Annotated in this window: 20 protein-coding genes; 2 read left to right on the top strand and 18 right to left on the bottom strand. The window is 45.7% G+C overall.

The features are described from left to right. Positions 1-3 precede the first annotated feature (3 nt). From BN1546_RS20330 to hrcA, 7 genes are all read right to left on the bottom strand, one after another. Positions 4-1,350, bottom strand: coding sequence for a 2-hydroxycarboxylate transporter family protein (locus tag BN1546_RS20330; RefSeq protein ID WP_058829908.1), 1,347 nt, complete (start codon positions 1,348-1,350; stop codon positions 4-6). A gap of 120 nt (positions 1,351-1,470) precedes the next feature. Then, positions 1,471-2,178 carry a two-component system response regulator DcuR gene (gene dcuR / locus BN1546_RS20325; protein ID WP_058829909.1) on the bottom strand — a complete coding sequence of 236 codons (708 nt, stop codon included), beginning with the start codon at positions 2,176-2,178 and terminating at the stop codon, positions 1,471-1,473. Further along, positions 2,171-3,826, bottom strand: a complete 1,656-nt coding sequence (dcuS, locus tag BN1546_RS20320) for a DcuS/MalK family sensor histidine kinase (RefSeq protein ID WP_090738717.1) — start codon at positions 3,824-3,826, stop codon at positions 2,171-2,173. Before dcuS ends, dcuR begins: the two co-directional genes overlap by 8 nt. Before the next feature lie 153 nt (positions 3,827-3,979). Continuing rightward, positions 3,980-5,104, bottom strand: coding sequence for a molecular chaperone DnaJ (gene dnaJ, locus BN1546_RS20315; RefSeq protein ID WP_013372174.1), 1,125 nt, complete (start codon positions 5,102-5,104; stop codon positions 3,980-3,982). A 246-nt stretch (positions 5,105-5,350) separates the two neighbouring features. Continuing rightward, complete coding sequence (gene dnaK, locus BN1546_RS20310; protein ID WP_013372176.1) at positions 5,351-7,186, bottom strand: molecular chaperone DnaK; 1,836 nt, start codon at positions 7,184-7,186, stop codon at positions 5,351-5,353. An 87-nt stretch (positions 7,187-7,273) separates the two neighbouring features. Next, positions 7,274-7,846 carry a nucleotide exchange factor GrpE gene (grpE, locus tag BN1546_RS20305; protein ID WP_040103293.1) on the bottom strand — a complete coding sequence of 191 codons (573 nt, stop codon included), beginning with the start codon at positions 7,844-7,846 and terminating at the stop codon, positions 7,274-7,276. Positions 7,847-7,967: 121 nt separating this feature from the next. After that, a complete protein-coding gene (gene hrcA / locus BN1546_RS20300) occupies positions 7,968-8,999 on the bottom strand; it encodes a heat-inducible transcriptional repressor HrcA (RefSeq protein WP_013372178.1) in 1,032 nt (343 codons plus the stop codon). 442 nt (positions 9,000-9,441) lie between these two features. On the opposite strand from hrcA, the gene BN1546_RS20295 reads away from it, so the two are divergent. Next, the gene (locus tag BN1546_RS20295) at positions 9,442-9,906 is read left to right on the top strand and encodes a hypothetical protein (RefSeq protein WP_058829911.1); all 465 of its coding nucleotides are present in this window, start codon (positions 9,442-9,444) and stop codon (positions 9,904-9,906) included. A 71-nt stretch (positions 9,907-9,977) separates the two neighbouring features. Here BN1546_RS20295 and BN1546_RS20290 read toward each other — a convergent pair whose 3' ends face one another. From BN1546_RS20290 to gpr, 6 genes are all read right to left on the bottom strand, one after another. After that, positions 9,978-10,454, bottom strand: coding sequence for an N-acetyltransferase (locus tag BN1546_RS20290; protein WP_025674283.1), 477 nt, complete (start codon positions 10,452-10,454; stop codon positions 9,978-9,980). 156 nt (positions 10,455-10,610) lie between these two features. Continuing rightward, the gene (hemW, locus tag BN1546_RS20285; RefSeq protein WP_025674281.1) at positions 10,611-11,798 is read right to left on the bottom strand and encodes a radical SAM family heme chaperone HemW; all 1,188 of its coding nucleotides are present in this window, start codon (positions 11,796-11,798) and stop codon (positions 10,611-10,613) included. Positions 11,799-12,215: 417 nt separating this feature from the next. Beyond that, entirely contained in the window at positions 12,216-14,030 is a 1,815-nt protein-coding gene (gene lepA / locus BN1546_RS20280; protein WP_013372182.1) for a translation elongation factor 4, read from the bottom strand. A gap of 71 nt (positions 14,031-14,101) precedes the next feature. Then, positions 14,102-14,611, bottom strand: a complete 510-nt coding sequence (locus tag BN1546_RS20275; RefSeq protein WP_025674277.1) for a hypothetical protein — start codon at positions 14,609-14,611, stop codon at positions 14,102-14,104. Between the two features lie 26 nt (positions 14,612-14,637). Further along, positions 14,638-15,897: a stage II sporulation protein P gene (locus BN1546_RS20270; protein ID WP_058829912.1), complete on the bottom strand. Its 1,260-nt coding sequence runs from the start codon at positions 15,895-15,897 to the stop codon at positions 14,638-14,640. 232 nt (positions 15,898-16,129) lie between these two features. Next, positions 16,130-17,131 (bottom strand): GPR endopeptidase, encoded by a 1,002-nt coding sequence (gene gpr, locus BN1546_RS20265; RefSeq protein ID WP_013372185.1) that lies wholly within the window; start codon positions 17,129-17,131, stop codon positions 16,130-16,132. A gap of 198 nt (positions 17,132-17,329) precedes the next feature. Between gpr and rpsT the strand changes: the two genes are divergently transcribed. Then, positions 17,330-17,602, top strand: a complete 273-nt coding sequence (rpsT, locus tag BN1546_RS20260; protein ID WP_013372187.1) for a 30S ribosomal protein S20 — start codon at positions 17,330-17,332, stop codon at positions 17,600-17,602. A gap of 83 nt (positions 17,603-17,685) precedes the next feature. On the opposite strand, the gene holA is transcribed toward rpsT, so the two are convergent. From holA to BN1546_RS20235, 5 genes are all read right to left on the bottom strand, one after another. After that, positions 17,686-18,717 (bottom strand): DNA polymerase III subunit delta, encoded by a 1,032-nt coding sequence (gene holA / locus BN1546_RS20255; RefSeq protein ID WP_025674274.1) that lies wholly within the window; start codon positions 18,715-18,717, stop codon positions 17,686-17,688. 213 nt (positions 18,718-18,930) lie between these two features. After that, positions 18,931-20,400, bottom strand: a complete 1,470-nt coding sequence (locus BN1546_RS20250; RefSeq protein WP_090738716.1) for an anti-sigma factor family protein — start codon at positions 20,398-20,400, stop codon at positions 18,931-18,933. Further along, on the bottom strand, positions 20,397-20,945 hold the full coding sequence (locus tag BN1546_RS20245) for an RNA polymerase sigma factor (protein ID WP_013311184.1): 549 nt from the start codon (positions 20,943-20,945) through the stop codon (positions 20,397-20,399). The genes BN1546_RS20250 and BN1546_RS20245 overlap by 4 nt, the downstream gene beginning before the upstream one ends. A gap of 394 nt (positions 20,946-21,339) precedes the next feature. Then, positions 21,340-24,072, bottom strand: a complete 2,733-nt coding sequence (locus BN1546_RS20240) for a ComEC/Rec2 family competence protein (RefSeq protein ID WP_081317871.1) — start codon at positions 24,070-24,072, stop codon at positions 21,340-21,342. Between the two features lie 89 nt (positions 24,073-24,161). Then, positions 24,162-24,680, bottom strand: coding sequence for a deoxycytidylate deaminase (locus BN1546_RS20235; RefSeq protein WP_013372191.1), 519 nt, complete (start codon positions 24,678-24,680; stop codon positions 24,162-24,164). Between the last annotated feature and the right edge of the window lie 74 nt (positions 24,681-24,754).

Genomic DNA, 24,754 nt, shown 5'->3' with positions numbered 1-24,754 from the left:
TCATCAGCTCCATAATTGGAGTAACAAGGTGGCTAAAATGACCGTGCCCGCCCCGCCAATCCGTGTTGCAATTTGGGCAAAAGGCATCAGTTCCATCCGATTGGATGCAGACAGAATGGCTACATCGCCTGTGCCCCCTAATCCACCGCGACAACTGGTCACCAAAGCAGCTTCTACGGGATACATGTGAATCCATTTTCCTGTGAAGTATCCAGTAACAATCAATGCAACCACTACAGATGCACAGGTAATCGCATAAGGAACCGTTAGAATCCCAACTACACTATCTAATGGCACATATAAAATACCTAACCCCACCATCAAGGGCCACGTCAGACTAGCGGTTATACATTTGTACAAATGAAAAGCTCCCTGCTCCAATGTGTTCGGCATGATCTGAATACACTTAATTAATGCCGCCGCCAGAATCATGAGAATCGGTCCTGGAATATGGAGATACGGCTCCAGCAGCTTACCCACAATAAAGAAAGTACAGGCCAACAGCAGACCACCACCCATTAATGGAAAAGAAACGGATTGTCCCAAGTTTACCGGAGCTAACTCACCTTTGTCTTTTTCGAGTTTTAACAACCTTCCGTTACCAGAAGTTTTCGGTTTTTTCTCCGCTAATCTCTTCAAAACGCCTGCACCTATAATTGCAACAATGTTACCGATAATTGCAGCCGGGATAAACTGGGATACGAATACTGCAGAATCCTTGCCCAGTACCATTCCATACGAAATAGACAACGGTAGAATGCCTTCTCCAATCCCGCCGGAAATAATCGGAATGATGATGAAAAAAAATGTATGATAAGCACTGTAGCCAAAAGCCATACCCACCACCATACCGACGGCAACAGCAGCAATAGATCCTATGATAATGGGGGCGAAAATTTTGACAATTCCATTCATCAGCATTTTGCGATCCATACCAAGAATACTGCCGGTTACTAGACATGCGATGTAAAAATAAAGAAAATTCGAGGTTTTCATAAGCGTGTGCACAGCCCCCATCGCAGATGGACTGAACATATTCCAAAATACCATTAACGATGGAACCATAAGGGATAAAATGGCTGGCCCGCCTATATGTTTAAGCAGCGGAAGTTTGGCTCCCAGATCACTGAGCAATATACCTAAAATCATGATGACGGCAAACCCGCCTAATAGATCGTTCGGAAGTCTTTCTGTAATTGCAGCCGCATAAACAATTAGCGCGATCACGGCATATAGCGGAAGAGGAATCACTCCCACCTTTATCCTCCCCAGCATCCTAAACCCATCTACAGTATTTTTACTCCATCTTTGCCCCTTTTGAATGACAGGCTGGTTCGTAGCATTTTCCATAAATCTCCCTCCATAAAGTGAAGAATGATGATCATGTTCCCATTCTACACCTTGGAAAACGCTTTATTTGGTTTTAAAACTAAAAACTAACTTTTGTAACTAAAGTAATCAGAAATAGGGCTAAATATAACTATTGATGATTTCTTCTGCCTGCGGTAAAACTTGATATTGGTAAACAGGGCGTCCAATGGTACCATATATAGTTTCCATAGAAAGCACTTCAATTTCTGTCATAAAAGCCAAATACTTGCGCATAGACACCCTGGAGATCCCTGCACTCTCCGCAATATCCTCGGTGGAAAATAGAACCTTATGATGCTGCTGGATACAATTCCATATCATAGCCAGCGTGGATTTTGTTATCCCCTTGGGCAACCGTGCCAAGTCTTTAGTCAAGCTTTTATGATAAATCAGTCGATCCAGCTCCTCCTGCGATAGTAGACTGCGCTCACGCACAATACTAATGTGCTCTCGATATCCGGTAAGTGCCTCTAGAAAACGGTTAAAGTGGAAAGGCTTGATCAAATAATCCACAGCGCCAAAATTCATCGCCTTTTTGACACTGCTCATGTCACTTGCAGCTGAGATGACAATAACATCCACATTCACTCCAGCCTCCCGTATGAATGACAATAAATCGAGGCCATTACTTTCTTGCATATACACATCCAGCAATATCAGATCAATAGCTTGTTCAGCTAAATATTTCTTAGCCTCTTCCACCGAAGAAGCCCAACCGCCACATTGGAATCCCTCTACCTGCTCCATATATTTGCGGTTAAATTCTGCAACCATCGGATCATCTTCTACAATCAGGACATTAATCATGTTCATCATTCCCCGCTATAATGTATGGAATCTTAATCTGAAAACAGCACCCCTGCTCGACTGGGATCAACTTTACACTACCTTGTAGCCTCTTCACGCTTTGCGCCACTAGATAAAGTCCCATCCCTCGTGACTCTCCCTTGGTCGAAAAACCTTTTTCAAAAATAGCCTTCACAAGGTCCTCCGGTATACCCGGACCATTGTCGCACATGATACAGGTCAGACAGCCATGCTTCTGATTTTCCTCATAATAAAGTGAAAGGGTAATCCGCTTGTGCTCCAGAGATTCCATCGCCTCCACCGCATTATCAAACAGATTGCCAAGAATAGTAATCAGCTCGTGAGTCGTTTGAGTTTGACTGGATTCAGGTAAGTGACTCCCCGAAGTCAGTTCAAAACTTACCCCTGCCTCTCTGGCCCGGCTTAATTTTCCTAATACAAACCCCGCCATCACTGGGTCCTTAAGCTGCCGAGTAATGGAACCAATCTCTACTTGATGATGTTCGACGGCGTCCATAATATAGTGTTCCAGTTTATCATACATTCGCAAGTGCACCATCCCCATAATGACATGCAGCTTGTTCATAAATTCATGAGCCTGTGCGCGTAGTGCTTCCGTGTACAAAGAAACTCCGGTCAAACGTTCCGCAAGCTGGTTCATCTCCGTCTTATCCCGAAAGGTTACAATGGCTCCGACAATTTTTCCTTTGACCCGTATCGGAACACTGGTGGTCAGCAAGGTGATCCCACCCAACTCCATCTCCTCATCCATCAGTGGAGTGCTTACTTCCAAGACCTCTTGTAATCGGAAAGCAGATAAATAAACAGTAATTTCCTGTCCAGAGAATGAGAAGTCTTCAATCCCCGCTTGCCTCAGTAGACGGATCGCTTCTGCATTCATCAGCATGATACGACCACATTCATCTACCGCAATGACTCCTTCCTTGATGGACTGCAACATCGCGCTGCGTTCCTCCAGCAAACGTGCGATTTCCGGCGGTTCCAGACCGACCAGCATACTTTTGATTTTACGAGCCAGCACAACCGCTCCTCCTGTGCCAATCAACATTCCGATACCAATGGCGATAGCAATAAGACGGGTGTTGCCTTCCTGGGCCCGCTGTATATCTTGCATGGATATACCAACAACAATTGCCCCTACCTGCTTTCCCGTCACACTGAACACGGGGGAAAAGGCTCGCATGGACATGCCTAATGTCCCCTTTGCAACGGACACGCTCTCCTGACCATGAAGTGCAGTATACTCGTCTCCTCCGACAAAGGCTTTGCCAATCCTCCTAGCATCGGGGTGCGTTTTACGAATTCCCTTCATATCCATAACCACGACAAATTGGATATGATTCGCTGTTGAGACCTTCTTCACATACTCCTGCATGGAAGGAGAAGAACCCGTCTGTTGCAATTGCTCGATAATAAGCGGTGTATGGGCGAGTGTACGGGCAATGGACATTGCCTTTTCCTCAAGCCCTTTCTCCGTTTCAAGCTCAACTCTCTCCGCAAATAACAGTGTTACTGGCAGGAGCACAAGTGCCATAACCAGACATACGAGCAGCGTTATTAGACCTCTGAGCTTTAAAAGCGGCTTACCCCGACGCAGACTTGTCCGTATTTTTTCGATGGAACTCACCCCTTTCTAGTTGATAGAAGCTCAATAGTTAACTTTGGTTATACAAAAATGGCTATGTATGTGTTTACGTGAATATAAAAAAAGGGACTATCCCGCAATTGCGGAATAGTCCCCTCGGATTCATGATTGAAGCTCCGCGATTTAGACTTTGGCTTAGTCGCCTCGGAAAGCCCGCTTCACACGATCAAAAAAGGACTGCTCATTCTCATGTGTCTGCTCTCCACTAAGCGAAGAGAACTGACGCAGCAAATCCTTCTGTTCCTCACTCAGCTTGCTAGGCGTTACCACAACTACCTTAATATGCTGGTCACCTTGACCTACGCCGCGCAGTTTTGGCACACCCTTTCCTTTAAGACGGAAATAAGTGCCTGTTTGTGTGCCTGCTGGAACTTTCAGCTTCACTTTCTCGGTCAACGTGGGGATCTCCACCTCATCTCCCAATGCTGCCTGTGAAAACGTCAGCGGAATTTCACAGTAGATATCGTCTCCCTCACGCTCAAAGAAGTCGTGCGACTTCACACGGAATACGACGTACAAGTCACCAGCCGGTCCTCCGTTGACACCGCCTTCGCCTTCCCCGTTGATACGCATTTGTGCGCCGTCATCCACACCCGCCGGAATGCGAATATGAATTTTACGTTTCTTGCGGACACGGCCTGATCCGCTACAAGTCGTACATTTTTCCTTGATAATTTTTCCGGAACCGCCGCAATTGGAACAAGCGCGTCGATTAACCATGCGGCCAAACGGTGTATTCTGTACCACTTCTTCTTGTCCACTGCCATGGCAGACGGAACAGGTCTGTGGTTGAGTGCCCGCCTTGGCTCCTGTACCATGACACGTATCGCATGTTTCCGTGCGTTCAATTTGAATGTCGGTTTCTTTACCAAACACCGCTTCTTTGAATTCAATCGTCATCGTATATTGAAGATCGTTCCCTCGTTGCGGTGCATTCGGATCACGCCGACCGTTGCCGCCACCAAAGAACATATCAAAAATATCACCAAACCCGCCACCGAAGTCGGCACCACCAAAGCCGCCTCCCATGCCCTGATTTGGGTCTACATGACCGTATTGGTCGTATCTTGCCCGCTTCTGACCATCGCTGAGAACATCGTAAGCTTCTTTTACTTCTTTAAATTTAGCTTCTGCGTCCGCAGCCTTGTTCACGTCCGGATGATACTGACGCGCAAGCTTGCGGTAAGCCTTTTTGACTTCTTCATCCGAAGCGCCTTTTGCGACACCTAGCACCTCATAATAATCACGCTTATCAGCCAATGTTCCACCCCCATGCCTACAACGTGTCTGCACTACATATAAAAGGAAAGCCAAAGGCGCGGGATGACCCGGCTCTGACCTTCCCATCATTTCAAGGCAGTACAACCCGTAATATGCTTATTTATCTTGGAAATAACGGTTACCCTTAGGCTAATTGTTATTTATCAAGGCAGCTACGCTGCAATTACTGTTCAGTATATCATAACGTACCGGTATACCGTAAAGTTACACTACCCGATCCGTTGCTTAGTCTTTCTTCTGATCTTCGTCAACAACTTCATAGTCCGCATCAACAACATTGTCACGGCCTTTGCTGTCTGCTGCTCCGTCTTGAGCTTGTGCTGCTTGAGCAGCTTGCTCATACAATTTCACAGACAATTGCTGAACGATTTCAGTCAGTTCTTCAGTAGCTTTTTTGATGTCTTCCAGGTTGTCGGATTCCAGCGTTTTTTGCAGATTTTCTTTAGCTGCATTTGCTTTTTCGACTTCACCTGCATCCGCTTTTTCGCCCAGATCTTTAATCGTTTTGTCTACGGAGTAGATCAGTTGGTCCGCAGCGTTTTTCGCTTCTACCAACTCTTTGCGTTTCTTATCTTCTTCCGCATGCAACTCGGCATCCTTCATCATACGTTCTACTTCTTCGTCACTCAAGCCGCTAGAAGATGTGATCGTAATTTTTTGGCTTTTACCTGTGCCTTTATCTGTAGCAGATACGTTCACAATACCGTTCGCATCGAGGTCGAAAGTAACTTCGATTTGCGGTACACCACGTGGTGCTGGAGGGATATCTCCCAATTGGAAACGGCCCAGTGTTTTGTTGCCTGCTGCCATTTCGCGTTCACCTTGCAGCACGTGAATTTCTACGCTAGGCTGATTGTCGGCATACGTCGAGAATACCTGCGATTTGCTCGTAGGGATTGTCGTGTTACGATCAATCATTTTGGTGAATACGCCACCTGCGGTTTCAATACCGAGGGACAGTGGAGTTACGTCAAGGAGAACGACGTCCTTAACATCACCTGTCAATACACCTGCTTGAACTGCTGCGCCCAAAGCTACTACTTCATCAGGGTTTACGCCTTTATGAGGCTCTTTACCTGTCAGCTTTTTGATTGCTTCTTGTACAGCTGGAATACGTGTAGAGCCGCCGACCAAAACGATTTTATCGATGTCGCTAGCACTCATGCCTGCATCTTTCATCGCTTGACGAGTAGGTCCCAAAGTACGTTCAACCAGACCTGCAGACAATTCTTCAAACTTCGCACGAGTCAGGTTCAACTCCAAATGCTGTGGAACGCCATCAGCTACTGTGATAAACGGCAAGGAAATTGTCGTTGTCAGCACGCCGGACAGTTCTTTTTTCGCTTTTTCTGCTGCGTCTTTCAGACGTTGTACAGCTGCTTTATCTTTGCTCAGGTCAATACCTTGATCTTTCTTGAACTCATTTACGAGGTAATCAATAATCACTTGGTCAAAGTCATCGCCACCCAGCTTGTTATCGCCGCTTGTTGCTTTAACTTCGAAGAAACCATCGCCCAGTTCCAAAATGGATACGTCGAATGTACCGCCGCCCAAGTCATATACGAGGATCGTTTGGTCTTCGGATTTTTCCATACCATATGCCAATGCAGCTGCTGTTGGCTCATTGACAATCCGCAGAACTTCCAGACCGGCAATTTTACCTGCGTCCTTAGTTGCTTGACGTTGACCATCATTGAAGTAAGCTGGAACAGTGATAACCGCTTGAGAAACCGTTTGGCCCAGATAAGCTTCAGCGTCAGCTTTCAGCTTTTGCAAAATCATAGCGGAAATTTCCTGTGCGGAATATTCCTTACCATCGATGTTTTCTTTATGATTTGTACCCATGTGGCGCTTGATGGACATGATTGTACGATCCGGGTTCGTAATTGCTTGGCGTTTTGCCGTTTCCCCTACAGTACGCTCCCCATCTTTTTTGAAACCGACAACGGAAGGGGTTGTGCGCGCGCCTTCCGGATTTGGAATAACGACGGCTTCGCCGCCCTCCATAACAGCCACACAAGAGTTGGTTGTACCTAAGTCAATACCGATTACTTTGCTCATCGGACAATTCCTCCTTCTGTATATACGAGGCCCTCAGGCCAGAATGGTTGAATCAAAATGATGTAATTCTAATGTATATAGAAAAAGTTACATGCTAACTTTTACCATCGCTGGACGAAGCACCTTGTCCTTCAGCATGTATCCTTTTTGTACCTCTTCAACGACGATGCCTTCATCATGCTCTTCGCTCTCTACCTGCATAATAGCCTGGTGGAAATCAGGATTAAACGGTTGTCCCACTGCATTCATGGCCGTCACTCCCTCTGCCTGAAGCACACTCTCAAACTGGCGGAAAATCATTTCCACGCCTTTGGTGAATGACTCAGACTCCGCTCCTTGCGATGCTGTTGCCAGCGCTCGCTCGAAGTTATCCAGAACAGGCACCAACTCGGTAACAAGCTTCATAGACGCATATTTAGCAAGGTCTTCCTTTTCTTTCAGTGTACGGCGGCGAAAATTATCAAAATCCGCCTGTGCGCGCAAAAACCGCTGCTGATGCTCCTCAGCCTCTGCACGAAGTTTTGCCACCTCTGTGTTTTCTTCCTCGGCTTCCAGTGATGCCGCTTCATTCACCGGCTCTTCCTGCTGGCTCGTTTCGGCAGCTTCCTCTGTGCTTACATTTTGTTGTTTTTCATCTTGGAACGCTTGTTCTTCCTTCAAAATGTTTCACCTCCTTCAAGTCATAACTACCCATACAAAAGCACGCAACAATGCACCCGCGCAGGATACAAGCCGTATCCCGGCGCGGAACATGTAGGACCGCAACCTGTGCGATCTTGTTCTATTTAAACCGTTGCGTTAGCATTGCGGTCAAATCCTTAGACAGGATACCCAAAATATTAATAACTCTCGCATACTCCATCCGCGTCGGACCCAATATACCTATCGTACCCAACGCTTCTCCGTCTACTGCATATGTAGCAGTAATCAGGCTGCAATTGGCAAATGCTTCATGATCATTTTCTGTACCGATGCGGACTTGAATTTCAGGGGCTCCGGCTACAGGAGTCATCAGTTTAAGCAGCGTTGGTGTTTCCTCCAGCAGATCGAGAATATGTTTAACCTTTTCTACATCTTTAAATTCAGGTTGATTCAGCATGTTCGTCGCACCGCTCAAATACAAGCGCTGATCCGATTCATTATCGAGTGCTTTATCCAGCACCTTCATAGCGTCCTCAAAATGAGACACATGCTTCTCCATTTCCTGACCAAGCGCGGTGTAAAGGCGTGATTTAAGCTGATAAATCGGCACACCGACCAGCTTGCTGTTCAGTAAATTCACAACCTTTTCCATCTCGGAAATTGAAATTCCAGGTGGAATATCCACCGTTTTATTCTCCACCTGACCGGTATTGGTCACGATAATCGCCACAGCCGTCGTTTCGTTGAGCGGCAACAGCTGAAAATGACGCAACGAAGTATGAAAAACCTCCGGCCCAAGCAAGATGGAAGTATAATTGGTCATATGGGACAAAATGCCTGATGCATGCTGAATCACTTGCTCCATTACATTCAGCTTTTCGGCGTAAAAGGCTTTTAGTTCCCGCATTTCCATAGGCTTCAGTGTATTTAGTGGCACCAAATGGTCCACATAATAACGATAACCTTTATGAGACGGGATGCGTCCCGCAGAAGTATGGGGTTGCTCCAGATAGCCCTGTTCCTCCAAATCCGACATTTCATTACGGATTGTGGCTGGGCTGAATCCGACATCCTGCCTTTTGGATATGCTGCGGGAACCCACTGGCTCAGCCGAACGAATGTAGTCATCAATAATCGCATTCAAAATGAGTCTCTGACGTTCGGTTAACAAGCGAATCCCCCCTTATCGTCTATCCATAATAGCATGATTGTTAAATGGAATCATTAGCACTCGTTCGCGATGAGTGCTAACTGATAATACAAAAATACCAAACCGACCTGATCATTGTCAAGTCAGATCAGTATTTTCAATAAACGAGATTTATTACATCCATTTTGATTATTGATATGGAAACAGAGCGTTTACACTTTTTCACATAAACCCTCATTATTCATCATATCCAAACCGTATTTATGTATAGGGATACAGAATGCAAAAAATTGAGACTGTGTCTCCAAACTGTTGTAACTTTATTGTCTTTGAGGAGGAATAGGATCTGAGAAGCCAGCGCCGCAACCTTTTATACGCATTAATCGCTCTTTCACCTACAATTTGTATGTTTTACATTTTAATCGAATTGTTTCCGTACACAGGCCTAGGAAGAATCCTTGCTTTGCCACTAGTTTTTATTCTGAACGCTGCCCTTATGATTTCAGTGAACCATTTAATTCGTAAATTAAGAACCTTGTGGTGTGCCTTAATCTTGATCCCTACAATACTGTTAAGCATATGGAATACCATTTTATTTTACCCACAAGAATTCAGTCCAAGCATTACCAAGCAAATAAAATATAGTGTCACTGCTATATTACATTATGATGATTTAACACCAGCTGATTGGGAAGAGTACACATATCGTCCAAGCCGAACTGGAGAGTCTGAAAAATATATTGTCGCCTTGTATAAATACAAAGGTCAAGTCCCGTTAGATGGCACTACATACTTTTATAATGATACGGATTATCATAAGGACCATCCCATAAGAAGCCTGAGTGATATACCTTCGGAACTGGAGCCTCATCATCAATTTATTTGGTGGTTACTCCAAACATTTGAGAAACGAACAGAGGCACAATAATGTAAGCTGTAACACATACGCAAGGCTGCGTCCTGATAAAAAAACACTGAACTGACCTCATTATTGACAGGTCAGTTCAGTACTTTCAACACTGCGATTTCATCACAATTGTTTTGTTTACTGCAATGAATGCAGTCAGTCCATACCTTTTCAGGGAAAATCTCTTTGCTGACTACATCAAAACCGTTTTTTATAAAAAAGGATACCTCGTAGGTCAGTGCCATAATTTTAGGGATATGTTGCCGCCGTGCTTCTCTAATAAGGCCTTCCACAAGCTTGGAGCCGATTCCCATTCCTTTATGCCCCTCAGAGATACCAAGGGAGCGAATCTCTACCAAATCAGCCCCCAATTTGCATAAAGAACCACAACCAACGACTTCGCCGTCCACCTCTGCAACAATAAACAGCTCCAGTTGGCGCGTAAGCACTTCCCTTGAACGTGGCAGCATAATCCCCCGCTCTGCATAGCCGCTAATCATTTGATATAAAGGCTCCACATCCTCAGGAACCGCACTTCTGCACAATACATCTTTACACACTGAAGCCATTTTGCTCTCCTCCTGCCGCTTGCCGCATATAATGAATAAATATACAACATTACGCATAGAATTTCAATACTCCATTTACCCTGCTGTGGCAGAATGGTGTAATAAAATGATGGCCCAGCTTACGAAGTCAAAATGTACTGTATTGAAGCTTGCAACTTATGAATTTACCGTGATCGAACCGATGAACTCTGCAAATACGTCATTTCCGAATAAAATACCGCGTTCGCTCAAACGATACCCATCCTCGATTGATTCGATTAACCCTGCATTCAGCATTTTTCTAAGAGGAACTGTAAACGTGTCTTCCAATGTCTGACCGAATTGAGCTTCAAAGCGGGATTTGGACACACCCTCCAGCATTCTCAAACCGACCATGAGAAAGTCCTCCATAGCTTCCGCCGTCGGCACCTCAAAGCTGTCCAAACGCGGTAGGCCATTCCGAGTAGCCTCCACATAAGGGTTAATGCCCTTAATGTTCATATGACGCTCTCTGCCAACATAACCATGTGCCCCAGCGCCAAGACCATAATAATCCTCATTCCGCCAATAAGTCATATTGTGCTTACTACCCAAACCTGGTTTAGCGAAATTGCTAATTTCATACTGTTCATAACCCGCTTCTTTCATGCGACGCATAAGGAGCAAATACATTTCCAGTTCGTCATCTTCATGTGGAAGTGGCAGCTGATTTTTCTGGTATAACGTGTGAAAGAGCGTGTTCTCTTCAACCTTCAAACTGTAGATAGAGTAATGAGGAAGATCCAGCTCCAGCGCTCTACTGACGCTTTCATCCAGCATGTCGACCGTTTGGTTCGGCAAACCGAACATCAGGTCAATCGACAGATTGTCCAAGCCGGCCTTACGTGCGTTTTCCAAACTACGATAGACGTCATCTGTACTATGAATACGACCTATGCCTGTAAGCAGATCATTCTGGAAAGCCTGCACACCAAAACTGAGTCGATTGACGCCGCCCTCTTTCATCACAGAAAGTTTTTCAAAATCAGTTGTGCCTGGATTGGCTTCCATGGAAAACTCAATATCTTCCGCCCAGTTTGGAAAATAGGTACGAACGCTCTTCAGGAAATATTCCATTTCCTTCGGATTGAGGGTTGTTGGTGTTCCTCCCCCGACAAAAATGGTCTTTATCTCTCCTGGCGGGTGAAGTTTGACCGTATGTTCCATCTCCCGTTCTAAGGCATACAGATATTCCATAACAGGCTGATCCTTGAGCACATAAGAATTGAAGTCACAGTAAAAGCATTTATTCGTGCAAAAAGGTATATGCAGATAAACCGCTTGAGGCGCGGATGAATATTCATGTTTTTGTATGGATGCGGTCATACCGATCCTCCTTGTCGATTCAGGGTATAGTGAGAAAATGAGCCGAGGTCGAGACCAACCGCTTCGTGTTCCATTTGATCTTCTGATCGCTGTTACTCCCCAATTTTCCATTATATAAGCACTCTTTGGGATAAAATTGGGGAGTAAAGGCGAACGCTACGCTTCTCCAGATTCAAATGGCCCACTCCGCTGCTGCCCACCACGAATCGGTCATTTTTTGTGGTGTAGGTGTTGCAGTAAAAGAAAAACATCTTTAAACATACTCTAAAGATTGATTTAAAGATATAGTTGCCATATTACTCTAAATCAGAACTTGAACGAGCCCTCTGTCCTGAATAGCTTGCTCAAATAAAGAACGTCCATTCTCCATGCATGGCAAATGCCTCATGAAAGAATGGACGAATACTTCAAACTGCTTTACTCATCTATCTTCAGTACCGCCATAAATGCTTCCTGTGGTACTTCTACGTTACCGACCTGCTTCATACGCTTCTTGCCCTCTTTTTGCTTTTCAAGCAGCTTCCGTTTACGGGAAATATCGCCGCCATAACATTTGGCCAAGACGTTTTTACGCATAGCCTTAACGGTTTCACGCGCAACAACCTTTGTTCCTACAGATGCCTGGATTGGCACCTCGAACATTTGCCGTGGAATCAACTCGCGCAGCTTCTCACAAATGATACGTCCGCGGTGGTAAGCTCGATCTCTATGCACGATGAATGACAATGCATCGACCTGCTCACCATTCAACAGAATATCCATCTTCACCAGATTAGATTGGCGATAGCCTGAAATCTCATAGTCAAAGGAAGCATAACCTTTGGTGCTGGATTTAAGCTGATCAAAGAAATCATATACGATTTCAGACAAAGGAATCTGGTACGTAATCGTTACCCGTGTTGTATCCAGGTACTCCATGTTCACGTATTCACCACGCTTGCTCTGACAAAGCTCCATAACCGTACCTACATAATCATTGGGCACGATGATGCCTGCCTTAACATATGGCTCTTCTACATGTTCAATACGTCCTACTTCCGGGTAGTTGGATGGGTTATCAATTTCAATCGTTTCCCCGTTAGTCAATTGTACACGGTAAATTACGCTTGGTGCCGTTGTAATCAGTGGAATATTGAATTCACGTTCAATACGTTCCTGAATAACGTCCATATGAAGCAGACCAAGGAAACCGCAACGGAAGCCGAAGCCCAGCGCACTGGATGTTTCCGGTTCAAAGCTGAGCGAAGCATCGTTCAGTTGCAGCTTTTCAAGCGCCTCACGCAAATCGTTATATTCCGATGTTTCAATCGGGTACAGACCGCAATACACCATTGGATTAATTTTCCGATAGCCTGGCATCGGTTCTGGTGTTGGATTTTTGGCATCCGTTACCGTATCCCCGACACGAGTGTCGCCCACATGCTTGATTCCGGCAACGATAAAACCAACATCACCGATATTTAGCTCATCCACGATCGTCATACGTGGCATGAAAGCTCCAACCTCGATAACCTCAAACGTTTTGTCAGTGGCCATCATCTTAATTTTCGAACCCGCACGGATACTGCCATCTACAACACGTACATATACGATAACGCCTTTATAAGGATCATAATGCGAATCGAAAATAAGCGCCTTGAGCGGATTATCCGGATTTCCTTGCGGAGCAGGCACACTTCTGACCACTTGTTCCAAAATTTCCTTGATACCGATTCCAGCTTTGGCTGAAGCATGTACGGTTTCGCTCGTGTCCAAACCGATAACATCCTCGATTTCCTGCTTTACCCGTTCAGGATCAGCACTTGGCAAATCAATCTTGTTAAGCACTGGCAAAATCTCCAGATTGTTGTCCAACGCCAAATAAACGTTAGCCAATGTCTGCGCCTCAATCCCCTGCGCTGCGTCTACTACCAGCAAAGCACCTTCGCAGGCTGCCAAACTACGAGATACCTCATAGGTAAAATCGACGTGTCCCGGTGTATCAATCAAATTCAAAATGTACTCTTCGCCGTCATCGGCCTTATAAGTGAGTCGCACTGCCTGGAGCTTAATCGTAATCCCGCGCTCCCGCTCCAGTTCCATCTGGTCAAGCACTTGCTCCTGCATTTCGCGGGAAGTGAGTGCACCGGTGTACTCCAAGATCCGGTCAGCCAGCGTAGATTTACCATGGTCTATATGTGCAATGATACTAAAGTTCCGAATTTTACGTTGTCTTGCCAAAATGTCAGTCATGCCTTACCCCCACACAATGCCTAGTATCAATCAGCTTATTATAGCAGTTGTAAGGGGGGTCAGCAATATTTCTATTCTGTTACCCCGTCAAATACAGATACAACCCAGCGAATGCCCTGTCTTGACAGGTTTTGAAGCAGTCCAGCCGTTTTGTCAGCCATGGTATCCACCGAAGCCTGCTGCGCCTTTACGGCTAGTAGCTCACGAGGAGTCTCTAGGCCCTGCCGAGTATTGTCATCTTGTGCAGCCTTCATATCCCATTCATGTGTCCAGCGCGCGGTCTGTTCCTCACTTCGTTCGTTTGTATTCCCTTCGTTCGTGTTCGTTTGTGGCTCAAACTCGACCTTTCTATTTGTATTATACGTACGATTATGCACTTGGGCATCAGCTGCCGGGGTATCCTCAATCACCGTCTGCTCATATTCAACTTTCTGTTGATTTACTGATGAAACTGGATTCTCGTCCCATTCCGGGCCATAGACTGAGCGCAGACCAGAACCTGCCAGCTGCATGCCAAGTAACACGCCCGCTCCGATCAGAAGCACAAATCCAAGCGCTTTTTTACGAAAATGTCCGGTCATTCTATCCCCCCTAACTGCTACCTTATTTAATTGCCGTTATTGCTCTTTTTGGTGTCAGATACGTTGGTGCCCGCCTTCTGGGCTTTCTGATCCTCCCAATACACTTCACTGATCATATCCGCCAAAACGTCAGAAGTTCGTTTTAACTCCTCCTCCGTGTTGTCAATCCCTCCGATTTCGATCAAAATGCTATGCGAAGACAAGCTTTGATTATATTCACCGTTGTTTCCTTTGCCGCCATCTTTTCCCCATACACCTCGTGATACGCCGTGATAGGATTTTTCCAGCTTTTCATGAATACGAGCAGCAAAAGCTTCATTTTTACGCCAATTTTTGTTGTCATGTCCGATGATAAAATACACTTTGGCATAAGAAAGTCCATTAATGGTGGCTGTTGTTTTTCCATGACGTTGGGAATCACGATGAATATCAAGTAGATAAGTTAAACCTTTATTTTGAGCCAAAACCTCCTTGACTGTTGCGCGTGAATATTTATAGGAGTAGTTCCAATTGTAATTTTGAACTGTGGTGGCATAATCCTTGTTTACATGCAGTGTAGATATCCCTTGCTTTTCCAGTCTCTTCTTTACGAAGTCACCTACCCTTGATACATTAGCTGACTTAGAACCTGAATTGGGGTTAGAACTGGTTTTGCTCAGTAATGGATTATATGCTTCTCTGGGATGAGAATGGTAGATTAATATACGCTTCTCCCCTTTGGCGGCATCACCTGGATCATCCTCACGTGCAGGGTCTGTTTCCGGTGTTGTCGGAATACCCGGCGTAGTAGACGGCGGGTTCTCAGCTGCGTCTGAACCCCCAGGGGTATCTGTCGTTCCCTGATCAGGTTGATAATCCGTAGGACCCTCTACCTTGTCGTTCCCCGAACCCTTGCGCAGCAAGACAGGCGCACCAGCAGACATGCCAGGAATTTCACGAGAAATGAGACTTTTGGGATCCTGCGGATTAATACCTGTAAGCATCTGAAAAACAAATGGCGACCATTGTTCACCCGACAACGAAGAATGCTGCTTCTTTTGTGCCAAATGAGGTACCTCCATACCTAGCATATCCGCGAAAAAACCGCTGGACACCGAGCCTGCCAATCCTTTCATCGAAGAAACAGGAGAGGTTTGCAAACGATTTTCTGCCAACCCTCCTAGTCCCAAAACGACAAATAAAAGCGCCGAGCCCATGATAAGCAGCACAAGCGTATGTCCCATTGCCAAAATTTCGATACCTTTTCTTCTCCATCTTCCGACGTTCCAGGTCTGAATTTTTTTCATGTGAGCCTTGTCCTCCTTCGTCCCGTCGAAACCCGCTTATTACATTCAGAACACAGGGTTCCTATCTGTTGCGGAAATCTCTTATACTTCAACTCTATGAACGGAGAACAATTACTAGAACACAAAAATCTCTATCACAGGTCCAGCCCACCCCTTTTCGAAAGAGATAAGCTACCTGTTAAATAGAGATTTTTGTGTCGTGTCTTAGAAAGATGGTTTTGCTAGCCCTTCATTAATGCGTATAAGCGGCGACATTGTCGGGATCAACAGCCTCATGTAGAGCAGCGTTCAATCCGGTCGCAATGATATTCGCGATATCTTCAATGAATTCATCAATCTCTTTTGGAGTCACAATCAAATCATGCCCTAGTGGTTGGAGCACCTCTTTCACTAGCCCAAGTCTCTCAGGTTCTGATATTTCATCCAACATTCCGAGAATTACTTTGGTAGAAGCTTTTTCTTTGGTAAAATGCGTTTTCATCAGTTCGATTACATTGTTGACGATGGTCGAAGCATAGCATACCGTTGGAACGCCAATAGCGATACATGGAACCCCCATAATATCCTTGGTGATACCACGCCGCTTGTTGCCAATACCTGAACCTGGATGTATTCCGATATCCGCCACTTGGATAGTCGTATTGACACGCTCCAGTGAACGTGACGCCAAAGCATCAATAGCAATAATCAGTTCTGGTTTTGTGCGATCCACAATGCCTTGAACGATCTCACTGGATTCGATTCCCGTGATACCAAGAACACCCGGCGCAATTGCACTCACATCCCGATATCCAGGGTTGATCTGATCAGGTGTCAGTTCAAAATATTGACGGGTGACCATTAAATTTTCAACGACAAGCGGACCCAGAGAATCAGGAGTAACATTCCAATTTCCCAGCCCTACCACCAGCACTCTTGCCACCTTAGAAATCCCTATTTTTTGTATAAAATGCTCCATTTCTTTGGCAAAGGCAATAGCTACCCGTTGCTGAAGTCCAGTGTCGCCTTCACGCAAGCCAGGTACTTCGAGCGTAACGTAATGCCCTTGTACCCGACCAATACGGTTAGCTCCTTCTTCATTTAATACATCCAGCCGCGTAATTTTAATACCGTTATCTTCCTCCACATTCTCATTTATACCCGCCAGTGGTACAGGCTGATTCCGTTCTGCCAGCTCTCTTGCCTCTAATGCCAAATCCGTGCGTACCGCATACTTCTGCAAATCCAAATCCATCTTTTAAACCTCCTTGTATACCATCTCTGGCTATAGTGTGCGAGACACCCAGCAGGTTTATGCACATCCATTTTCATCCTGTAATTTGCATTGTCTTAGAATGTTTTCTTATTGCAATTTGAGGTGTGGCGTGCTAAAATATTTTAAGTTGTGAAACGTTTGTGTTCATAAGTAATGCCTTTACAGGAGGTGAATGTAATGCCAAACATCAAATCCGCTATCAAACGCGTTAAAACTAGCGACAAACGCCGTGCGTTGAACGCTTCCCAAAAATCCGCGCTTCGTACAGCAGTAAAAGCTGCCGATACAGCGTTGGTAGGTAACGAAGCTGAAGCTGCTGCTGCTGCTTTCAAAGTGGCTTCCCAAAAGCTGGACAAGGCTGTAACTAAAGGTCTGATCCACAAAAATGCAGCTGCTCGCAAGAAATCCCGCTTGGCGAAAAAACTTAACGCTCTTACAGCTCAAGCGTAAGCAAGAGCTACTTTTATACGTTAATGAAAAAATCCTGACCAGCCTTGGCTGATCAGGATTTTTTAGTTTATAACTTTATGAGATTAGATTGAAGCACCTGCTCCCATTTTCATCAAAAATAGTTCGAGTCCCAGCACCTTGTCAACAACACCTGTTTTCATATGATAGTCCAGCTCGCCCAGTTCATAGAGAAGCTGGCGCAGCTGCTCAGGACGGAAGCGTCGCGCTTGATCCCCTGCAACTTTCACCCCATAAGGATGCAAGCTGAGCTGACTCGCAATTTGTTGCTGAGAATAGCTTTGACCTGCCAGCTCTTTGACCTGCAACATAATACGAAACTGCCGTGTGATCAAAGCTGCAATCTTGATTGGTTCCTCTTTTTGCTTAAGCAATTCATAAAAAATACTGAGCGCCTTATCCAGCCGCAAATTAGCCAGATCCTCAACCATCGCAAATACGTTTTGCTCTGTATTACGAGGCACAAGGGATTCAATGTCAGCGGATGAAATCGTTCCCTGCGCTCCTGCGTATAAGCACAGCTTATCTATCTCGGCAGCCAAGGATTGAAGCCCGGTACCCGTGTATTGAATGAGTCTCTCAGCCGCTCCTGCTGCCAACTGCACTTCTCTTTCTGCTGCACGCTTATGGACCCAAGCTACAAGATCATCTCCACCCATAGGGGCGAAAGCAATAACTGAGGCATCACTTTTCAGTTTCTTGACGATCTTTTTCCGTTCGTCCAGCTTTTCAGCCTGAACCGTAAAAACGATGACGCTATAGTCAGTCGGGTTATCCATATAAGTCAACAGAGTCTCAAGACGGTGCTCTATTTTGCCATTATCTTTGCCTGCTGCAAATACACTGGTATCCCGTACAATAATTAGCTTTTTCGGCACCAGAAAAGGCGCTGTCTCCGCATCCTCCACAACCACCTCAATTGGCGTCTCGGTTAAATCATAAGAAATAATGGCGAAGTCACGATGCTCCTCCTCCACCACCTTCTCTTTTAGCATATCAACAAACTGCTTCATTTGATATTTTTCACTGCCATATAGCAGATACACTGGCGAAATATCACCTTTGCGAATAGCCTTAGAGGCTGTTTTTACATCCATTTTCCGTTCCCCCCACCCACTGATCGTACCTGACATCCGACCGGAAGGCAAGTCATGACACAAACAAAGGGACCCCACCTTTAGGCAGAATCCCTTCACCACCATCTATATCAACACGGCAGCAGAAAGCTCTAGAAACTTTCAACCGTCGGGATACGACGTCGGTTCATATAGTTTATTCTCTGTTTCTAAAAGTGTGCCAACTTACGGAAACTATTTTCCAGTGCTACGCGGGACGGTGTACGTATATTTACTTGCAGTCCCATCCTGCTCCGTCTCATACATAAAGGTCTGGCTGTCATCTGACCAGCTTCCTTTGACCCAAGCACCCTTCAGAGTACGGACTTCCAGTGTTGTTCGGTCTACACCGTTATCGGAAAGTTTATACACTTTCAGCTTTTTGCCTTCAATAGCCACTGCATAGCTACCATCAGGCGAGTTGAACTGATCTGTAGAGGCGGACTGGGCACCATAGGTGGAAGCATTATTGCTGTCCGGAGAGACCAGCGAATTAGATACAAAACCTTCTCTACGAACCGGGTCTTGTGACACGGATGATTGCTCATCATTAGAAGCTGCATTGCTGCTATCCGCTCCTAAGGAGTTGCCCGCATCCTTGGTGACACTTTTGGATGTCGTATCTTTCGACGTTTCATTTGAAGCAATTCGACTCTGTACCTTCAATTCCTGACTAAGCGACGAAGATGCATCATTTGTACTTGTATCATCGCTATTATCCTCCTGAGCGGTACCCGTATCTGCTAATGGTGCCTTTTCCATTTTCGGATCCAGCTGTTCATCAGGAGCAATCGTAGGTTGATCAGATTTTTTCTGTTTTAACTGTTTGTCATCGGATTGAGGAGCATCTGCAGATGAGTCATCCTTTGAGGCCTGACGATCGACGTTTGGCTGTCCCTGCTTTTCATCCTGACGGGAAGAATGTTTAGTCGGTGCAGACTTTGTTAAAGGTTCCTCGCCAGCTTGCTGATCATCCACCTTCCCAGCATCCGGTTTGGAAGGATCCTTTTTGTCATCTGAACTGTTTATTCCCTGGTCGCCCAAGTCAGGTTCCTTATCTGCAGGTGTCAGAGAGGAATCGGCTCCTTGTCCCTGTTCAGATGGCGGCTTGGTCGATTCCGCTCCAATGGTTGCATCACGTCCTCCACTCCCATTGGTCGTACCTGGGATTTCCGTCTGATTCTGCTGACTTGTCACCTCGGGCGACTGGGATGTAAGTATGCCTTCCGCATCCTGCACTGTTTTAGGCTCGAAGTTGAATACTACAATCCCCAGTACAACGGCAACGGCAGCGGCAGCCACGCCCATGGCAGCACGCCCTCCCACCCGGTTCCACCAAGGCACAGGCTGAGTACGTTGTCCAAGCCCTGTTCCAGGCTCAGGATCAGCAGCTACAGGCTGCATTTCCTGAAGCGCGCTTCCCTGCTCTTCACGTGCGCGGTCAATGGCATCAAGCTGAGGCATGATGGAATCCACCAGGCTGAACGCCGGGGAAACCGCAGGCAATTCCTCCAGCTCGCGAGAGAGTGTCTGAAGAATATGAAATTTTTCCGCACAGTCCGGGCAAGTCGCAATATGGTTCATTAATTGGGACGTCTCTTCTTCACCCAGTTCATGATCCACATAACGCTGCATCCAATCCATCACCTCTTCTCCACACTTCATCCTGATACACCACCTTTCTGATACTCCTGAAGTAGCCCTTGCAATTGTTGTCTTGCACGATACAAGTATGACTTGACCGTATTTAGCGGCAAATCCAGAGAATCGGCAATCTCGTTATAAGAGAAATCCTGCAAATATCTCAGGACAATTACCGTCCGGTGGTGTTCCGGGAGCTGTTGTATAGCCTCACGAACATCCTGTGCCATGTAAGAGGTTAACACCTCGACCTCCACGTTTTGGGGGTCGTTAAATATCATGTCATGCTCGTCAATGGAAACCGAAGGCTTCGTTCTTCTGAATTTGTCGATGCATATGTTCGTTACAATGCGTTGGACCCAGGTTTTAAACTGCGCTTTTTCCTCATAAGAGTTAATTTTGGAATATATTCGTATGAGGGCTTCTTGTGAAGCATCCATGGCGTCCTGCTCATTATTTAGAATGTAATATGCCGTACGATACACATGCTGTTCTATCTCTCTTAATAGGGTAATGAGAGCGTCGCGATCGCCCGATTGAGCGGCTCGGATGAGTCCCTGCTCTACCACAAAGGATCCCCCTCTCCCTGCAATATTACAGACGTATCCCTTTTGCAAATTGTTGCAGGATAGACGTCTGACGCTAATTTTATTTTTTTAATAAAAAAAAATTATAACAAAATGCCCAGAATCCCCATTGTATCCTCCCTTAGAATAACAGAAAAAGGGAAGGTAGTCACCTTCCCTCAGCCCCTACATATATCTAGATACTAAACCTATTGAATTGCATGAAACGTTTTGTGATTTATTAGAAATCAGAAAATCAGATATGAGTTCTAATTGATAAGACAGAGCAATCGGATCTTGAAAATAAAAATCGCCGATTGAGTATTGGTATCCCTTATCTGATATAACGGCAGGCAAATTATTGGCTGTTATAAGCCTGTTTTTTGTATAATCAAAATCATTTTGTATCTATTTGTTCACGTTTGCGTTGATACCGCACACTCAGCTTCCCTTGCTGCGCACGAATCTGTACCTCTCCCATTGTGTCTGTTCGATATATGGCAGAACCAACTTCCGCCAAACGTTCCAATACCGCTTTATTCGGATGTCCATATGTGTTGCTTGCACCAACTGAAATGACGGATACTTTCGGCTGCCAGTAGGACAACCACTCTTCCGAGGTGGAATACTTACTTCCGTGATGTGCCACTTTCATAACGTCGACAGCTTTCCTTGCATCTCCTATTCCCTCCTGAGCTTTCACACGAGATGGAGAACGGGTTAATTCAGAAAGCAACAGCGACTCTGCAGCATCATCCATATCTCCTGTGAATAAAAACGAGGCCCCCTCCATCTCTAAAATCATGGCAACAGAATAATGATTCTGTTCCTTCATAACAGGCAACTGCTCAGATTCGTTCTCCTCCAGCTTAAACGGATAGAGAAAGCGAATTTTCGTATCCCGGTCCGGTCCCCACTCCATGCTATGATGTGCACCGTACAGCTTGATCTGCTTGTCCAAAGCCGTGTTTAACAACTTCCGGAATGGGGCTTTGTCTGTTAGGGTACCGTTAAAAAATAAGGTGGATACGGGAATTTGGTCAAATACAGCCTGTAGACCTCCGGCATGATCATGATCTCCATGCGTCAAAATGACAGCGTCCAGCCGGTGCACCCCACGTTGCTTTAGCAAGGGCACAATCGTATCCGCGCCTACCTCGTAGGGATCTGTACGCTTGCGCCAAGCGTTTTTTCCTGTTGCAAAGTCCATTGTACCCCCGCCATCCACCAAAATATGTTTCCCTCCCGGCGTTGTAATTAAAATGCTATCACCTTGGCCCACATCCAGATACTGAACAACTCCCGTGTTTCTTTCACTAGGAGATTGGTACCCTATACATAGTATGCCAAGCCAGGCAATACCACTTAAAGCCAGTGCCACATGACGATATCCATTCCACTGTCGACGCGCAAATTTCCCTGCACCCTCGGGTTCATGAGCCGTTTGCAAAATAGCAGCCCACTCAGCAGCAGCCTCTAATCCTGTATACATAGGTGATGTTATGGTAGTAGAATTCACAACGGAAATGTCGCCCGTTTTCCTTCGGGATGTCAACCACGTTTTGAGCCAGTACAAAACACTGTACAAAGCTGCATAATACGCCAGAACCCACAGAATAGAAGAAGACGGCCAAATACTCACATAAGCATCATCTACATTCAGCCATTTCACAAGCCAAAAGGTCAGATCGTTCAATTGCTCTGCCGGCCACGCAAGGATACGAGCACCATCCCCCCATAAAAAGGCCATTCCCATGGCTACCGTACCCAGTGGAAGCACTATATATGTAATTAGGGGGACAAGTACAAAATTAGCCGCAAATGATAATAACGAAAATTGATTAAAGTAGAATACCGTCATTGGAAACGAAACAAGCTGTGCCGTGACTGTAATCGCAACTTCACCACCGATCAGGAGGGGCCATTTGGCGAAAAACGGCTTCATAAGCGGCATATATATGAGCAACCCACCTGTTACCAAAAAGGACAGCTGAAAGCTGACGCTAAGCAGGTAGTATGGATTCCATAGCAGCATAAGCAACGCAGATATACTTAAAATATTAAGTCCGTCTTTGAGCAGCCCTCGTCGGGCTGCAAACAAGCCAATCATCGCCATAATTCCCGCTCTTACAACAGAGGGAGAAGCACCTGTCAGCAGGACATAAGCCGGAATCAGTACCATCACAATCGTAAGAGAGGTTTCACGGCTAACTCGTAATAACTTGAGTAAATATAATAATGTGGCCGCATATACCGCCACATGCATACCTGATATCGCCAAAATATGCGTTAAACCAAGCTGCGTAAATTCATTATACGTTGCTGGGTCCAGCTCATCTGTAACCCCAAGTACCAGGCCTTTCATATATCCTGCCTGAAGAAGTGATGTAAAAGCAGATTCCATTTTTTGACCTAGCTGCTCTCTAAGCTGATCATTCCATCTGAATAATATGTAGCGGTTCCACTGTGAAGCCTCCTGCCTCTGTAACGAGGCGGCTCCAGCCCCCTTGAAAAGCCAGTGAATTTCCTGCGTGTGCAGATATTTACTGTAATCAAAGCTACCAAAATTACCCGCTTTTGCTGGTGCCTTTAAGTTGCCACGGAGCAGGATTGCATCCCCACGCTGCCATGCTGCCGCAAGTTGCTGTTCCTGCTTCGCAGCCAACTTGATATGAACAATGACCTGTTCAGAAATAGATCCTCGATGTTCAACCTTATTGGATTGACTTGCAAAGTGATGGATTGAAGTAACTCTCATCTCAAACTGCGCACGATCCCCATCAATCTCAACTTCTGAAGCAATAAACCCTGCTGCTTGAACAGGCATGTCTTCTATGACAGAAGACGATACATGAAGAGCACCAGGAATACTGCTTACATTATGCGTATCATGCCAAAACCAATGAAATCCACCACCACTTAATGCAATCCATAGCAATACCATATGTCGGATGGGAATTTTCATCAGTAAAGCTATAAGTGGGGAAATCAGGGTAACTCCCGCCCACAGTAATAAAAGTATCCGTCCCGAATACAGACACGCTCCTGCACTTCCTATAATCCAACAAACAGTGAGACTTAATATAGGCCTAGTAAACACAAGTTGGGTTTGAATACAATCACCTTCCATTAGCAAACATTGCTTTCTGTCCAACTCACAAAACAAAAAAAGAACCCCTGACAAAATAGCATTGTCAGAGGTTCTTCCTCGTTTATTGATTAATCTTTAACATCCATCAGCGTTTCCTGTGGTGGATGATATGTCTCCAGCATACGAAAGGCGATTCCCTTTTCCTCCATCATAGCACGAACCTTGTCGGCATCTTTTGGATAAGGTCGGTGATATACAATCTCCACAATACCGCTGTTCGCCAACATATTGGCACACGTCCAGCACGGCTGGTCGGTGACATATACGGAGGAGCCTTCACGGTCAATCCGGTCAGTAAACAGCAACAGGTTCTGCTCCGCATGAATAGTGCGAATACAACGCTGCTTCTTAACCATTTCCTCCCGTCCATCACGGTGAACGACCTCATATTCCTCCGAGATCATACAGCCTGCCTCAGAACAGTCAGGCACCCCGGATGGTGCGCCATTATAGGCCGTCCCCAATAGCTTCTTACCTTGTACAAGTACGGCTCCAACATGACGCCGCGCGCAGCGCGAACGGGTGGATACCATATAAGCGATATCCATGAAGTAGGTGTCCCAGTCCTTGCGTACATCTGCACTCATTTCCATCTCTCCCGTATAAACAAGTTAAACGTAAAACATATCCGTTACAGCCACTCTCTCAAAGCCTATACCGT

It is taken from the genome of Paenibacillus sp. Mc5Re-14 (assembly GCF_001049835.1).
GTDB classification, from domain to species: Bacteria; Bacillota; Bacilli; order Paenibacillales; family Paenibacillaceae; genus Paenibacillus; species Paenibacillus polymyxa_C.
Note: the sequence above shows the minus strand (reverse complement) of the source record. Positions and strands in the feature narration are given on the sequence as shown.